This window comes from Magnetospirillum sp. WYHS-4 (genome assembly GCA_039908345.1).
GTDB lineage: Bacteria > Pseudomonadota > Alphaproteobacteria > Rhodospirillales > GLO-3 > JAMOBD01.
This window is the reverse complement of the sequence record JAMOBD010000014.1, coordinates 11578-25328: the sequence shown is the minus strand read 5'-3', so window position 1 is coordinate 25328 and position 13751 is coordinate 11578. Positions and strand designations below refer to the sequence as shown.

Below are 13751 nucleotides of genomic sequence, written 5' to 3'. Positions count from 1 at the left end.
GCCATGGTGTCCGGTGCGAATCGCGTCGGTGCGGCGGCCCGGGGTTCCCGTTCGTCTTTCGCAAAGAGGATCGCCGCCCCATGGCCGAGCAGACCGGCACGCCCGCCCCCACTCCCGATCCCGAGGATCTCGTGCGCAACATGGCGGAAATCGCCAGCCGCAGCCAGCGCCTCGTCACCGAGTTCCTGGCCCGCCAGGCTGCCCAGGGCGGCAACGGTTCCGGATTCGGCGTATCCGATCCCCTGAACATCGGCAGCGCCTTCATGGACATGACGTCGCGCCTGATGACCGATCCGGCCAAGCTGGTGCAGGCCCAGATGTCGCTCTGGCAGGACTACCTGAAGCTCTGGCAGTCCACGACCAGCCGCTTTTTCGGCCAGGAGTCCGCACCGGTCATCGAGCCCGACAAGGCCGATCGCCGCTTCAAGGACCAGGAGTGGACGGAGAACGAGGTCTTCAACTATATCAAGCAGTCCTACCTTCTGACCTCGCGCTGGATGCGCTCGACGGTCGTCGATGTGGACGGAATGGAGGGCAAGGACGCCCAGAAGGTCGACTTCTACACCCGCCAGTTCATCGACGCCATGTCGCCCAGCAACTTCGTGATGACCAATCCCGAGGTGCTGCGCGTCACCTTGGAAAGCAAAGGCGAGAATCTGGTCAACGGCCTTAAGAACCTGCTGGACGACCTGGAACGCGGCAAGGGCCGCCTGGCGATCAGCATGACCGACTACGATGCGTTCCAGGTGGGCGGCAACGTCGCCAACACGCCGGGCAAGATCGTCTTTCGCAACGACCTGATGGAGCTGATCCAGTACAACCCGACCACCGAGACGGTGGTCCAGGCGCCGTTGCTGATCGTCCCCCCCTGGATCAACAAGTTCTACATCCTGGACCTGCGCGAGAAGAACTCCTTCATCAAGTGGGCGGTCGACCAGGGCCATACGGTGTTCGTCATTTCCTGGGTCAACCCGGACGAGACGCTGCGCGACAAGGATTTCACCGCCTACATGAAGGAAGGCCCCCTGGCGGCCATCGAGGCCGTCCAGAAGGCGACCGGCGAGGATCACGTCAACGCCATCGGCTATTGCATCGGCGGCACCCTGTTGGCATCGACGCTCGCCTACATGACCGCCAAGGGCGACGACCGCATCAAGTCGGCGACCTTCTTCACCACCATGCTGGACTTCACCGACGCGGGCGAATTGGCGGTCTTCATCGATGAGGATCAGATCGCCGGCATCGAGGAGAAGATGGCCGAGCGCGGCTACCTCGAAGGCAGCGAGATGGCGACCACGTTCAACATGCTGCGCGCCAACGACCTGATCTGGTCGTTCGTGGTCAACAACTACCTGCTGGGCAAGGACCCCTTCCCCTTCGATCTGCTGTACTGGAACTCGGATTCGACCCGCATGCCCGAGAAGATGCACAGCTTCTACCTGCGCAAGATGTACCTGGAAAACAAGCTCATCGAGCCGGGCGGCATCACGCTGGACGGGGTCGATATCGACCTGCGCACCGTCAAGACGCCGTCCTACTTCCTGTCCACCCGCGACGACCACATCGCGCCTTGGAAGTCCACCTACCAGGCGACCCAGTTCTTCAAGGGGCCGATGCGCTTCGTCTTGTCCGCCTCCGGACACATCGCGGGCGTCATCAACCCGCCGGCCGCCGGCAAGTACTGCTATTGGACCAGCGACAAGAAGCCCGGCAGAAATGCCGACGACTGGTTCGCCGGCACCACGCAGACCGACGGTTCCTGGTGGCCCGACTGGGATGCCTGGGTAAAGAAGCATGCCGGCAAGAAGCCGGTCCCGGCGCGCGTCCCCGGCAAGGGTAAGCTGAAGGTCCTGGACGACGCTCCGGGCCCCTACGTCAAGGCGCGGATCGTCTAGGCGCGCCCGTCTTCCTGGCGGATCGACGACGCGATTCCGCCAAAGACGCAGTCGCCTTAGCCGAAATCCTTAAGGCCGCTGAACAGGGGACCGCGGCTTCTGACTTCCTTCAGGCGGTGGACCAAGGAGCCGATCTGCCCCAGGAGCGGTTCGTATTTTTCGGGGTCCCTTTCCAGGCTGACGGCCAAGCCGCGGATTTCCAGTTCCAGTTCGTTGATGCGCGAGAACCGGAACTGGCTGTGCCCCGTGTCGGCAACGGAAACGAAGGCATCGATTTCACTGGCCATATCCCTGACCCGCGATTCCATCTCGCGGAACTGGGCCTGCTCGCGAATGTGCAGGAATTCGTCGTGCTGGGCGGACGTAAGGCCGTCGAGCCGGCGCCGGACCTCGGCGGCCAGAAAGGAAATCAGCCGGATTTCGTCACGGGAGATCTTCCGCCCCTCGCTCCTCGCAGCCTCCAGGTTGACGACTGCGCGCTCGATGGCGGCCAACAACCCTTCTTCAGTGGCGATCTCGTCGGCATCCAATCCCTGGGGTGGCGGCAAGATTCTGCCCATCGTGTCTTTTCCCGCGGCAAGAGCATCCCCCTTTTCCGGATCGTCGCCCGGATTGCTACGGAATCCTACAATGGATAGGAAGCGGGTTCCAATGACAACGAGGTGAATTATCCCTCAGAACCGCCGCAACAGGCGGTCGATGTAATCCCGCTCGACGAGGGGACGGGACGGATCGCCAGCCCGCCGCCTCAGTTCGTCGAGAATGGCGCGGGAGCGGGCGAGATCGGCCGCCCCCGGCAGTTTCATCCCGTCGTCGACCGCCGAACCCGCCCCCGGCCCCTGCCCGGCTTGGCGGCCGAAGGGATCTTGCAAGCCGCCCGGAGGGGCCCCGGTCAGGCCGGGCATGTTCCCTTCGCGGCGCGCCACCATGCCGGATAGGCCTTCCTGGGATTTGCGCAGGGCTTCCAGAGCCTTGCCTTCCGCGTCGACCGCCTTTTCCAGGTCGCGGCCAGCCAGGGCTCCGACGGCGGCGGCCATGGCGGTATCGGCTTCGTCCATCGACGCTGGCAGTTCGCCCAGCAGCTTGCGCGCCTTGCCCGCCATTTCTTCCAACTCGCGCCGCAATCCTTCCTGTCCGGAGGCCAGTTCCTCGAAATCGGGCGGGGGCCGGTCGCGACGGGCGGCGAATTCGTCCTTCCGACCCCGCAGGGCCTCGTAACTGCGGTCGAGAATCCGCTTCTGGCGTTCCGCCAAACCCTTCATTGCCCCGAGGATACGGGCCGCCTCCGCCAGGCGGGCGCGGCCCTCCGGCGTACGCATCTGAGCCGCCAAGCCCTGCAGCATGCCTTGCAGTTCGGCCAACCGCCGCTCCGCGGCCTCGCGGTTGCCGCTCCTCGCCAACTGGGCGATCTCGTCCACCATGCGGCGCAAGAAATCGGCGTCCACCGTCCGCGTGCCCGGCACCTGGGGCAGGCCTTCCAGGTTCTGGCGTTGCAGTTCCTGGGCCAGGGCAGACAGATATTGGTCCAGGCTGTTCTTCAGTTGCTCGGACAGGCCATCCAGGCCGTCACCCTTTTCCAGGGCCTGGCGAATCTGGTCGGCGATGCGCGCCAAATCCTGTTCGGCCTGGCCGAGTCCGCCTTCCTCCAGCCGCAGGGCCGTGCTCCAGAGCAGGGCACGCACCGTGAGCACGGCATCGTCCTCCGTGTCGAGCAGCAGTCGCGCCCGACCGACCCCCAGAGCCAGGTGGACCACCACGTCGCCCGCGTAGCGATCCGGTTCAAGCGCCAAGCGCCCCAAGGCCTCTGCCACCTGATGCCGGACTTCCGGATCGGAATCGCCCAGGCGCTTGCGCTGCTCGACCAGGAAGCGCGCCAGGGGATGGCGGAAGTCGCGTTCCGGCAGGACCGTCTCGGCCGGCGAGCTCCGGCCCGTCTTGCCCGCCGCATCGACAGCGACCAGAACCACCTGGACCGGCAATCCCGCCCAGGGATGGGCAGTGAGGTCCAATACTCCCACCCCCTGCACCTCGGTCCGCCGCCCGGCCATGGGCAGAATGGCTTCGAATTCTTCGCCGCCGCGCCGGATCAGCGTCTTGACGCGCACCACGCCGTAGTCGTCGGACGCCGCATAGGCCAAGCGCAACCGGGCGCGCTCGGTGGCCTTCGGCGGTCCGGCAAGCCGCACCGCGGGCGGCTCATCGGGAATCAGGCGGTACGACCAGTGGCCCAGTTCGCGCAGGCCGCGCGACAGCGTCAGAGAGTCGCCGCCCGCGATGACGCCCTCGACCCGGTAGCTGCCCAGGCCCAGCGAGGCGGAAGGCAGGACCATGCCCCCCACCTTGAGCGATGGCGCCGCATCGAGCCCCCCCACTTGGGCCATCAGGGTGCTGCCCTCGGGCACCTCGAAGATCTGCCGCGGGCTTGGCGTCAGATGAAGAACCGGCCGTCCGGTATAGGGAGGGGGGGAAATCCAAAGATCGACCGTGGGCGGCAAGCCGGGTGGAAGCAAGGGGGGAGAAAGAGCCCGGCCCAAGCGCATCGACGTCTCGTCGCCGGCCACCACGCCCCCCGTCACCAGGAGCAGCAGCACGGCGGCACGCAAGGCCCGCGGATCGTGGCGGGCAAGGCCGGGCGCCGGGGCCTTCAGCCTCAGGGCGGGCAGGCGCTCCAGAAGGCGGCGGCGATGGGTGGCCCACAGGGTCTCCGCGACCGGATCGCCCCGCCCGGCCGCCAATCGATCGTCGAGGGCCGTCAGCATGTGGTGATCCAGGGCGCTGTCCCGCTCCAAACGGGCGCGGGCCTCGGCCTCGGAGGCAAGGCCAAAATCCCTCAGCCCCCGCCATGAAACAAAGCCGAAAGCGATGGCGAAGACGCCCAGGACCAAGGCATGCAGCCATCCCGGCAACCGCGGCAGGACATCGAACCAAGCCAGGGCAAGAAACAAAGCGGCGATGCCGACTCCCGGCCACAGCCGGGGCCACAGCCGCTCCCAGAGGAGGACGAGACGCGCCACTCCCAGGAGGAGCGGCGGAGTCATCTAGCCCTCCAGCCAGGCCGGCGTCTTTTCCCGCGCCAGCATGTCGTCGACCGTGATCCGGTCCCGCACCAGGGCGAAGTCGCCGCCCCGCACCATCACCTCGGGCGTCAGGGCGCGGGCGTTGTACATGGAAGCCATCGCCGCGCCATAGGCCCCGGCGGTCCGCAGCGCCACCAGATCGCCCGCCTTCAGCGGCGGCAGGGCGACTTCCTTGGCGAAAGTGTCGCCCGACTCGCAGACCGGCCCCACCACGTCCACGTCGGCGAAGCGTGTCCCGGTCTTGGGTTCCGCGACCGGGACGATGGCATGGCGGGCGCCGTACATGGCGGGGCGGATCAGGTCGTTCATGGCCGCATCCAGGATGACGAACCGGCGGGTGGCCCCTTCCTTGATATAGAGCACCCGCGCCACCAGCACACCGGCGTTGCCGACGATCGAGCGGCCGGGTTCCAGGATCAGGTTGCCCTCGACGCCCCGGAAGACCTCGCGCACCACCTGGGCGTAATCGGCCGGCGAGGGCGCGATCTCGCCCTGGTAGGGAACGCCCAGGCCACCGCCCAGGTCCAGGTTGCGGATGGCGTGGCCGTCGGCCCGCAGCATGGCGACCAGGTCGCGGAGCCGGACGTAGGCCTCGCGGTAGGGCTGAAGGTCCAGCAACTGCGAGCCGATATGGACAGCCGCCCCCACCACCTCCAGGCCCGGCATGGCGCGGGCCCGCGAATAGACCTCGTGGGCGCGGGTCCATTCGATGCCGAATTTGTTCTCGCGCCGGCCGGTGGTGATCTTTTCGTGGGTGCCGGCGTCGATATCCGGGTTGACCCGGACCGCCACCGGCGCCTTCACGCCCTTGGCCTCGGCGATCTCCGACAGCGCCGCCAGTTCCGGTTCGGATTCCACGTTGATCTGCAAGATGCCGGCGTCCAGGGCGAGGGCCAGTTCGTCCCGGCTCTTGCCGACGCCGGAAAAGACGATGCGCGCCGGCAAGACGCCGGCCGCCAGCGCCCGCTTCATCTCGCCGCCCGACACCACGTCGGCGCCCGCCCCCAGACGGGTCAGGCTGCGGATCACCGCCAGGTTGGGATTGGCCTTGACCGCATAGCAGACGGTGGCCGGCATATCCGCGAAGGCTTCCGCGTAGGCCCGGTAGTGGCGTTCCAGGGTGGCGGAGGAATAGCAGTAGAAGGGCGTGCCGACCGCTTCCGCGATCGCGTCGATGGTCACATCCTCCGCGCACAGGCGGCCGGAACGGTATTCGAAATGGTCCATGGCGCCCGGTCCTATTCGCTGGGATATTCCTGCGGCGGCTTCTCGCCGGGCAGGTACTGGATCTTGCCCTTGCGACCGCAGCCCGCCACCGCGGCCAGGCCGAACACCAGGAGGAACACCGTCAGCGGGCGCAGGATCTTGCTCATCTCGTCACTCTCCCAGGAAGCGCTTGCGGGCCTCGGCCAGCGCGGCCCGCACCCTCTCGGGCGCCGTGCCGCCGAAGCTGGTGCGGCTCTGCACCGAATTGTCCACCCCGAGGACCCCGAAGACCGCTTCCGTGATTCCGGCTTCCACCGGGCGCATGTCGTCCAGGGACAGTTGCTCCAGGCCGCAGCCCTTTTCTTCGGCCAGCTTGACCAGGCGCCCGGTGACGTGATGGGCTCGGCGGAACGGCATCTTCAGTTCCCGTACCAGCCAGTCGGCCAGGTCGGTGGCGGTGATGAAGCCCTTGGCCAGCGCCGCGCGCATGCGCCCCGCATCGAATTCGGCTTCCGCCAGCATGCCGGCCATGGCAGCCAGGCAGAGCCCCAAGGTGTCGGCGGCGTCGAAGGCCGGTTCCTTGTCTTCCTGCATGTCCTTGCCGTAGGCGAGCGGCAGGCCCTTGAGCACCACCAAAAGGCCGTTCAGCGCCCCGATCACCCGGCCGGCCTTGGCCTTGACCAGTTCGGCGGCGTCGGGATTGCGCTTCTGCGGCATGATCGAGCTGCCGGTGGTGAAGGCGTCCGACAGGCGAACGAAGCCGAACTGGTCGGTGCACCAGAGCACGATTTCTTCCGCCATGCGCGATAGGTGCACGGCGAGGATGGAACCGGCGGCCAGGAATTCGAGCGCGAAGTCCCGGTCCGAAACCGCGTCCAGGGAATTGGCCATCGGCCGGTCGAAGCCCAGGGCCGCCGCCGTCATGTGGCGGTCGATGGGAAACGAGGTGCCGGCCAGCGCCGCCGCGCCCAGGGGGCTCTCGTTCAGCCGTCGGCGGCAGTCGGCCAGCCGGCTGCGGTCGCGGCCCAGCATCTCCACCCAGGCCAGCAGGTGGTGGGCCAGCACCACCGGCTGGGCGGCCTGCAGGTGGGTGAAACCCGGCATCACGGTTTCCACATGGCGTTCCGCCTGGGCTATCAGCACCCGCTGCAGGGTCGTCGCCGCGCCTTCCAGTTGATCCAAGGCATCGCGCACCCAAAGCCGGAAGTCGGTCGCCACCTGGTCGTTGCGCGAACGCGCCGTGTGCAGGCGGCCCGCCGCCTCGCCGACGATTTCCGCCAGCCGGGTTTCCACGTTCATGTGGATGTCTTCCAGCGAACGCTTGAATTCGAAGCGGCCGGAGGACATTTCTTCCAGGACTTGACCGAGGCCCTTGAGGATGGCGTCGGCATCGGCTTGGGTTATGATGCCCGTCTTCGCCAGCATGGCGCAGTGGGCCTGGGAGCCTCGGATGTCCTGGGCGAACAGCCGCTTGTCGAAGCCGATGGAGGCGTTGATCTCCTCCATCACGGCCGACGGGCCGGCGGCGAAGCGCCCGCCCCAGATGGTGCTGGTGTCCTTGGTGGACGGAGGAGAAGAGGAAGTCATGGGTCGTACTGTCCTGGCCGCGGTGATCGCGAGCGTGATTGTCGCCATATCCCCGCCGGTTGCAAGCGCCGAGGCGAGTTGCTCGCCCGATGCCGTGGCCTACCGGGGCTTCAAGGTCACGAACCCGCCCAAGCCGGTCCCCGACGAGCCTGTGGCCGTGGTCGGCGAGAAGCTGGTAACGCTGCCGGGCTACAAGGGCAAGGGAATCGTTTTGAACTTCTGGGCTACTTGGTGCCCCCCCTGCATCAAGGAGATGCCTTCCCTGTCGCGCCTTCAGGACAAACTGGCGGCCGCGAAGGAAAAGATCGAAGTTGTCACCGTCTCCCAGGACCGCCTGGGCGAGCCGGCAGTGAAGAAATTCTTCGAAGGCGCCAGGATATCGAACCTGCCCATGCTACTCGACCCCCGCACCCGTCTCGGCCAACTCCTGCTGGTCTCGGGGCTGCCGACCACCCTGTTCATCGATGCCTCGGGCCGCGAGCGCGCCCGCTGGATCGGCCCCGCCGAATGGGATTCTCCCCAAATGATTAACTTGGTCAAGGCCTGCACCCGACCTTGAAGCGGCCTACCGCGCCAAGCGTACGGTCGTCGTCCCAAAGGCGGCGGCGGGATCGGGTTGGGCGGTGGCTTGCGGGCCGGCATCCGCCAGGGCCTTTCGCGGGATGAGGTCGACCACCAACTGGTAGCGGCCGCCCTTGGCCGCCGGCGGCAGGGAACGGACCTGCCCAACCCGGACCGGCTCGGCGACGATCAGGGCAAGATCCCCTCCCCCGTTTTCCCCGGCCCCGAACAGGTACTTGGAGACCAAGCCGCCGGTCCTCCGGCCGCTGGCCGGCACCTCCCAATGAATGGACGGAAAATTCAACAGCACCGAGCGGCCCGAAGGCGTCACCCGCCAGGAAGCGGGAGCCGGCCCGGTAAGATCCAGGGAAACCTGGGTGTGCGCCCCTTGCCGCATCACCCGCAGATCGGTCACCGCAGCCACCAGGGCCGGCGTGGCTGCCGCATCCCCCCGCGGCCAAGTAGCGATTTCCGAGGGTGGCAAGCCCGCCAACTGTTCGGCCGCGACGACGGGCCCCGTGACAAGCACCGTCACCGCCAGAACTGTCCATAACCCCAATCGCATGGCGCACCTCAAAATACGGGGGACCGAAGAAGCGATTCCCCCACATCTTGGAGATAACACTATATATTGCAAACAGTATTTATCCGGCGTCGATATTTTGGGAACAAACGCGAGTCGTCGAGCCCATCGCGAGACTTCATGACTCGGCGGTATCGGAACCGCGAGGGTCCGTCCTGGTGTTTGCCTTCTTCTTCCAGGAAGAGAGATGTGAACCGTTTGTTAAGCGATTCGGGTCAGGATGACTCCAGAGCTTGTCAGAACGACGGCACACCCAAGAAAGGGAACCCCATCATGTCCTTCGCCCAACGTCAAATGTTGATCGGCCGCTACGCAACCTTCCTCAAGGCGCTCAATGCCGCCGCCCTGCGCTCCTGCAGCCCCGATCAGGCCGCCTTCTATCGCCGCTACGCCTCGCGCGTCTCCGGCATGCTGGCCGACCTTCAGCCGACGCGGCATTGATTTCTCTCTGTGTCCTCCTGCAGCAAAGGCCTCGACTCCGTCGCCCTTGACCTGCCTCAGCGCCCCCCCCCAATCCACGCCATATGGATTTTGTGATCTCGCCGCCCCATGACGTGGGGTAGATTGAAGGACTTGGCGGGCATTCGCCCTTCCCCGGAATTCCTGGATAAACCAGAAGAAAGCCCCGCCTCTTGCGAGGCGGGGCTTCTCGAGGATGGGTTCTAGTTCGAACCCGAACCTTACGAGCTGTAGTACATCTTGAACTCGATCGGGTGCGGGGTGTGTTCGAAGTTGTAGACCTCTTCCCACTTCAGTTCGAGATAGCTGTCGAGGAAGTCGTCGGAGAACACGTCACCCTTCTTGAGGAACTCGCGATCCGCTTCCAGGGCGCCGATGGCCTCGCGGAGCGAGCCGCAGACGGTCGGGATGTTCTTCAACTCGTCGGGCGGCAGGTCGTAGAGGTTCTTGTCCATGGCGTCGCCCGGGTGGATCTTGTTCTGGATGCCGTCCAGGCCGGCCATCATCATGGCCGCGAAGCCCAGGTACGGATTGGCGGTCGGGTCCGGGAACCGAACTTCGACGCGCTTGCCGTTGGGCGAGTTGGAGAAGGGGATGCGGCAGGAAGCCGAGCGGTTGCGGGCCGAGTAGGCCAGCAGCACCGGAGCCTCGAAGCCGGGGATCAGCCGCTTGTAGCTGTTGGTGCCCGGGTTGGTGATGGCGTTGATCGCCTTGGCGTGCTTGATGATGCCGCCGATGTAGTAAAGCGCGGCGTCGGACAGGTCAGCATAGCCCGAACCCGCGAAGGTCGGCTTGCCGGACTTCCAGATGGACTGGTGCACGTGCATGCCCGAACCGTTGTCGCCGACGATCGGCTTCGGCATGAAGGTCGCGGTCTTGCCGTAGGTGTGAGCGACCATCTGGACCACGTACTTGTACATCTGCACGTTGTCGGCCGAAGTCACCAGGGTGTTGTACACCATGCCCAGTTCGTGCTGGGAAGGCGCCACCTCGTGGTGATGCTTGTCCATCTTGACGCCCATCTCCTTGAGCGTCATCACCATCTCGGAGCGCATGTCGGGGATGCTATCGACCGGCGGAACCGGGAAATAGCCGCCCTTGACCGGAGGACGGTGGCCGGCATTGCCTTCGGCCAGCAGCTTGCCGGTGACCCAGGGACCTTCCTCGGAGTCCAGCTCGTAGAAGCTGCCGTTCATGCCGACGTTGAAGCGCACGTCGTCGAACACGAAGAATTCCGGCTCGGGACCGAAATAGGCGGTATCGCCGATGCCGGTCGACTTCAGGTAGGCCTCGGCGCGCTTGGCGATGGAGCGCGGGTCGCGGTTGTAGGGCTGGCCGGTCGAGGGCTCCATGATGTCGCAGAACAGGATCATCTGCGGCTGGGCCGAGAAGGGATCCATCACCGCCGAAGTGGCGTCGGGGATCAGGGACATGTCGGACTCGTTGATCGCCTTCCAGCCAGAGATCGACGAGCCGTCGAACATGATGCCGTCCTCGAAGGCGGACTCGTTGATGAAGTCCGAGCACATGGCCAAGTGCTGCCACTTGCCCTTCGGATCGGTGAAGCGGAGATCCACGAACTGGATGTCCTTCTCCTTGATCATCTTGAAGACGTCTTCAGGCTTCTTGCAGTTCAGGGACATGGGATGGTTCCCTCCGTTGGATGTGAAATCGTCAGATGGCGTCGTTGCCACGCTCGCCGGTGCGCACGCGGATGATGTCTTCCACGCTGGAAATGAAGATCTTGCCGTCGCCGATGCGCCCGGTCTTGGCGGCTCGCATGATGGCTTCGATGGCCTGTTCGACCTGGGTGTCGGCGACCACCAGTTCGATCTTCACCTTGGGCAGGAAATCCACCACGTACTCGGCGCCACGGTACAGCTCGGTATGGCCCTTCTGGCGGCCGAACCCCTTGGCCTCGATGACGGTCATGCCCTGCAGGCCGATCTCGTGCAGGGCTTCCTTCACCTCGTCGAGCTTGAAGGGCTTGATGATGGCTTCGATCTTTTTCATGTAAGGCGCGCCTCCTTGCCTCGGGACTTTCGCGGCGCGCGCCTCATAGCACGCGCCATGCCAAGAAGAAATAGTCGGAATTCCGCAGGAGCCCTTTCGCCGGCCGGAAGAAAAGTGCCCAAAAAAAGAGCGTCTGCCAAAAAATCAGGCCGACGTATCGATCACCTCGATCTCGTGGATGATCTCGGCGGTCTTGCCGAGCATGATGGAAGCCGAACAGTACTTGTCGGCAGAAAGCTGGACCGCCCGTTCCACCTTGGCGCGGTCCAGGCCCTTGCCCTCGACGATGTAGCGCATGAGGATGCGGGTGAAGACCTTGGGATTGGCCTCGGCGCGCTCGGCTTCGATCTCGATGGCGCAGTCCTCGATCTTCTGGCGGCCCTTCTCCAGGATGTCGACCACGTCGAAGGCGGTACAGCCGCCCATGCCCATAAGCAGCATCTCCATGGGCCGGGGGCCCAGGTTGCGCCCGCCCAGGTCGGGGGGGCCATCCATCACCACCGTGTGGCCGCTGCCCGATTCGCCCATGAAGCTGCGGGCCTCGACCCATTTGACGCGCGCTTTCATCCTGCTCTCCCGCTTCAAGAGGCGGGGAGTATAGCGGACTGCCGCCGGGCATGGTACAGGCTTTCCCATGAAAGCGGGCAACGCGTTCCTTTCCGGGCTGGGCACCACGGTCTTCACGCGCATGAGCGCCCTGGCCGCCGAACACGGCTCGGTCAACCTGGGCCAGGGCTTCCCCGACGAGGACGGAGCCCCGGACGTGGTGGAGGCGGCCGCCCGCGCCCTGCTGGAAGGGGGAACCGCCAACCAGTATCCGCCCATGGCCGGGCTGCCTGCGCTACGTCAGGCGGTGGCGGCGCACGACGCCCGCTTCTACGGCATCGACGCGGACTGGAAAACCGAGGTCCTGGTGACGTCGGGCGCCACCGAGGCCTTGGCCGATTGCCTGTTCGGCCTGATCGAGGCGGGCGACGAGGTGGTGCTGATCGAGCCGCTCTACGATTCCTACCTGCCCATCGTCCGCCTGGCCGGCGGCGTGCCGCGCCTAGTGCGTCTGGAGCCGCCCCTTTGGGAACTGCCGCGCAAGGCTTTGGCCGCCGCTTTTTCGGACAAGACCAAGCTGGTTGTGCTCAACACTCCGCACAATCCGTCGGGCAAAGTCTTTACCCGCGACGAACTGGAATTCGTTGCCGGACTGATGGAAAGGCACGACGCCTTCGCCGTCTGCGACGAGGTCTACGAACATCTGCTGTTCGATGGCCGCCGCCACATTCCCTTGATGACCCTACCCGGCATGCGGGACCGCTGCTTGCGCATCGGTTCGGCCGGCAAGACTTTCTCGGTCACCGGCTGGAAGGTGGGCTACGTGACCGGGGCGGCAAAATTGCTGGAACCCGTGGTGAAGGCCCACCAGTTCGTCACCTTCACCACGCCCCCCAACCTGCAGAAGGCGGTGGCCGATGGCCTGGGCAAGGAAGACTCGTATTTTTCCGGCTTGGCGGGCCGCCTGCAGGCCAAGCGCGACCGTCTGGCCCAGGGGCTGAGGGAAGTTGGCTTCGCGGTGCTGGAAGCGGCGGGGACCTACTTCCTGACCATCGACTTCCGACCGGTCGGTTTCGATGGCGACGACGAGGCCTTCTGCCGCCACATCACGGTAGAGGCGGGAGTCACCGCCGTCCCGGTCAGCGCCTTCTACGGCGAGGCCGACATCGACCATTTCGCCCGCTTCTGCTTCTGCAAGAAGGATGCGGTGCTGGACGAAGCCGTCGGTCGCCTGAAGAGGCATTTCGGCGAACGGGGGACTTAGCCCCTCAAGCTGGAACGGAGATCCTGCAGCCAAGCCAGGTGGGATTCCAGTTGGCCGATGTCGTGATCCAGCCAATCCGCCATGAAGCCGGGTTCTTCGGCGTGGTGGTGGCGCAGGTCGTCCAGGCGGGCAAGCTCCTTGTCGCAGGCCTCGATCAGCAGGTCGACCTGGGCCTCCTGGTCGGGGCGTTCCAACAGGTGCAGGAAACGGAATTTGAGGGCAACCACCAGCTTGTTCAGCTCGGTGGCGGCGGCACGTACGTTGGCGGTGAGCAGGCCATGCAGTTCCCGGCGGCCCTGGTCGGTGAGGATCAGTTCGGCGTCGTCCTCCATGCCGCTGCCGGAGACTGTGGCCACCAGCCCTTCATAGCGCAGCAATTCGATGGACGTGCCCATGATTTCGGAGGATGGGCCGGTGATGCGGCTGACGAAGTGGCGGATGGCATGGGCTAGCGCGCCATAGCGCTGCGGCCCGCCCGCCAGGGTGCCGAGTGCGCAAAGGCGGATCGCTTCCTTGGGCGTCAGTGTGTGGTCGGAAAACATGCCGCCCATCCTACCGGC

General features: G+C 65.5%; 14 protein-coding genes. 4 read left to right on the top strand and 10 right to left on the bottom strand.

Annotation, left to right across the window (positions count from 1 at the left end):
* The first annotated feature begins 80 nt into the window (after window positions 1-80).
* Entirely contained in the window at window positions 81-1895 is a 1815-nt protein-coding gene (gene phaC, locus H7841_06325; protein MEO5336493.1) for a class I poly(R)-hydroxyalkanoic acid synthase, read from the top strand.
* 56 nt (window positions 1896-1951) lie between these two features.
* On the opposite strand, the gene H7841_06320 is transcribed toward phaC, so the two are convergent.
* The 5 genes from H7841_06320 to argH all read right to left on the bottom strand — a co-directional run bounded on the left by H7841_06320 (window position 1952) and on the right by argH (window position 7765).
* Complete coding sequence (locus tag H7841_06320; protein ID MEO5336492.1) at window positions 1952-2455, bottom strand: hypothetical protein; 504 nt, start codon at window positions 2453-2455, stop codon at window positions 1952-1954.
* Between the two features lie 114 nt (window positions 2456-2569).
* A complete protein-coding gene (locus tag H7841_06315; protein MEO5336491.1) occupies window positions 2570-4933 on the bottom strand; it encodes a DUF4175 domain-containing protein in 2364 nt (787 codons plus the stop codon).
* On the bottom strand, window positions 4934-6199 hold the full coding sequence (gene lysA / locus H7841_06310) for a diaminopimelate decarboxylase (GenBank protein ID MEO5336490.1): 1266 nt from the start codon (window positions 6197-6199) through the stop codon (window positions 4934-4936).
* An 11-nt stretch (window positions 6200-6210) separates the two neighbouring features.
* Window positions 6211-6345 carry a lipoprotein gene (locus H7841_06305; GenBank protein MEO5336489.1) on the bottom strand — a complete coding sequence of 45 codons (135 nt, stop codon included), beginning with the start codon at window positions 6343-6345 and terminating at the stop codon, window positions 6211-6213.
* A 4-nt stretch (window positions 6346-6349) separates the two neighbouring features.
* On the bottom strand, window positions 6350-7765 hold the full coding sequence (gene argH / locus H7841_06300) for an argininosuccinate lyase (GenBank protein ID MEO5336488.1): 1416 nt from the start codon (window positions 7763-7765) through the stop codon (window positions 6350-6352).
* Between argH and H7841_06295 the strand changes: the two genes are divergently transcribed.
* Window positions 7764-8324, top strand: a complete 561-nt coding sequence (locus H7841_06295) for a TlpA family protein disulfide reductase (GenBank protein MEO5336487.1) — start codon at window positions 7764-7766, stop codon at window positions 8322-8324. The genes argH and H7841_06295 overlap by 2 nt on opposite strands.
* Window positions 8325-8330: 6 nt before the next feature.
* On the opposite strand, the gene H7841_06290 is transcribed toward H7841_06295, so the two are convergent.
* Window positions 8331-8891, bottom strand: coding sequence for a hypothetical protein (locus H7841_06290; protein ID MEO5336486.1), 561 nt, complete (start codon window positions 8889-8891; stop codon window positions 8331-8333).
* 291 nt (window positions 8892-9182) lie between these two features.
* Here H7841_06290 and H7841_06285 point away from each other — a divergent pair, with 291 nt between their 5' ends.
* A complete protein-coding gene (locus tag H7841_06285) occupies window positions 9183-9350 on the top strand; it encodes a hypothetical protein (GenBank protein ID MEO5336485.1) in 168 nt (55 codons plus the stop codon).
* Window positions 9351-9589: 239 nt separating this feature from the next.
* Here H7841_06285 and glnA read toward each other — a convergent pair whose 3' ends face one another.
* The 3 genes from glnA to H7841_06270 form a co-directional block, all read right to left on the bottom strand.
* On the bottom strand, window positions 9590-11011 hold the full coding sequence (gene glnA / locus H7841_06280; GenBank protein MEO5336484.1) for a type I glutamate--ammonia ligase: 1422 nt from the start codon (window positions 11009-11011) through the stop codon (window positions 9590-9592).
* Window positions 11012-11042: 31 nt separating this feature from the next.
* Window positions 11043-11381 (bottom strand): P-II family nitrogen regulator, encoded by a 339-nt coding sequence (locus tag H7841_06275; protein ID MEO5336483.1) that lies wholly within the window; start codon window positions 11379-11381, stop codon window positions 11043-11045.
* A gap of 144 nt (window positions 11382-11525) precedes the next feature.
* Complete coding sequence (locus H7841_06270; protein MEO5336482.1) at window positions 11526-11948, bottom strand: OsmC family protein; 423 nt, start codon at window positions 11946-11948, stop codon at window positions 11526-11528.
* A 67-nt stretch (window positions 11949-12015) separates the two neighbouring features.
* Here H7841_06270 and H7841_06265 point away from each other — a divergent pair, with 67 nt between their 5' ends.
* The gene (locus H7841_06265; GenBank protein ID MEO5336481.1) at window positions 12016-13191 is read left to right on the top strand and encodes an aminotransferase; all 1176 of its coding nucleotides are present in this window, start codon (window positions 12016-12018) and stop codon (window positions 13189-13191) included.
* Here H7841_06265 and H7841_06260 read toward each other — a convergent pair.
* On the bottom strand, window positions 13188-13733 hold the full coding sequence (locus H7841_06260; GenBank protein ID MEO5336480.1) for a hypothetical protein: 546 nt from the start codon (window positions 13731-13733) through the stop codon (window positions 13188-13190). The two genes, H7841_06265 and H7841_06260, sit on opposite strands and share 4 nt — an antisense overlap.
* Window positions 13734-13751: the final 18 nt, after the last annotated feature.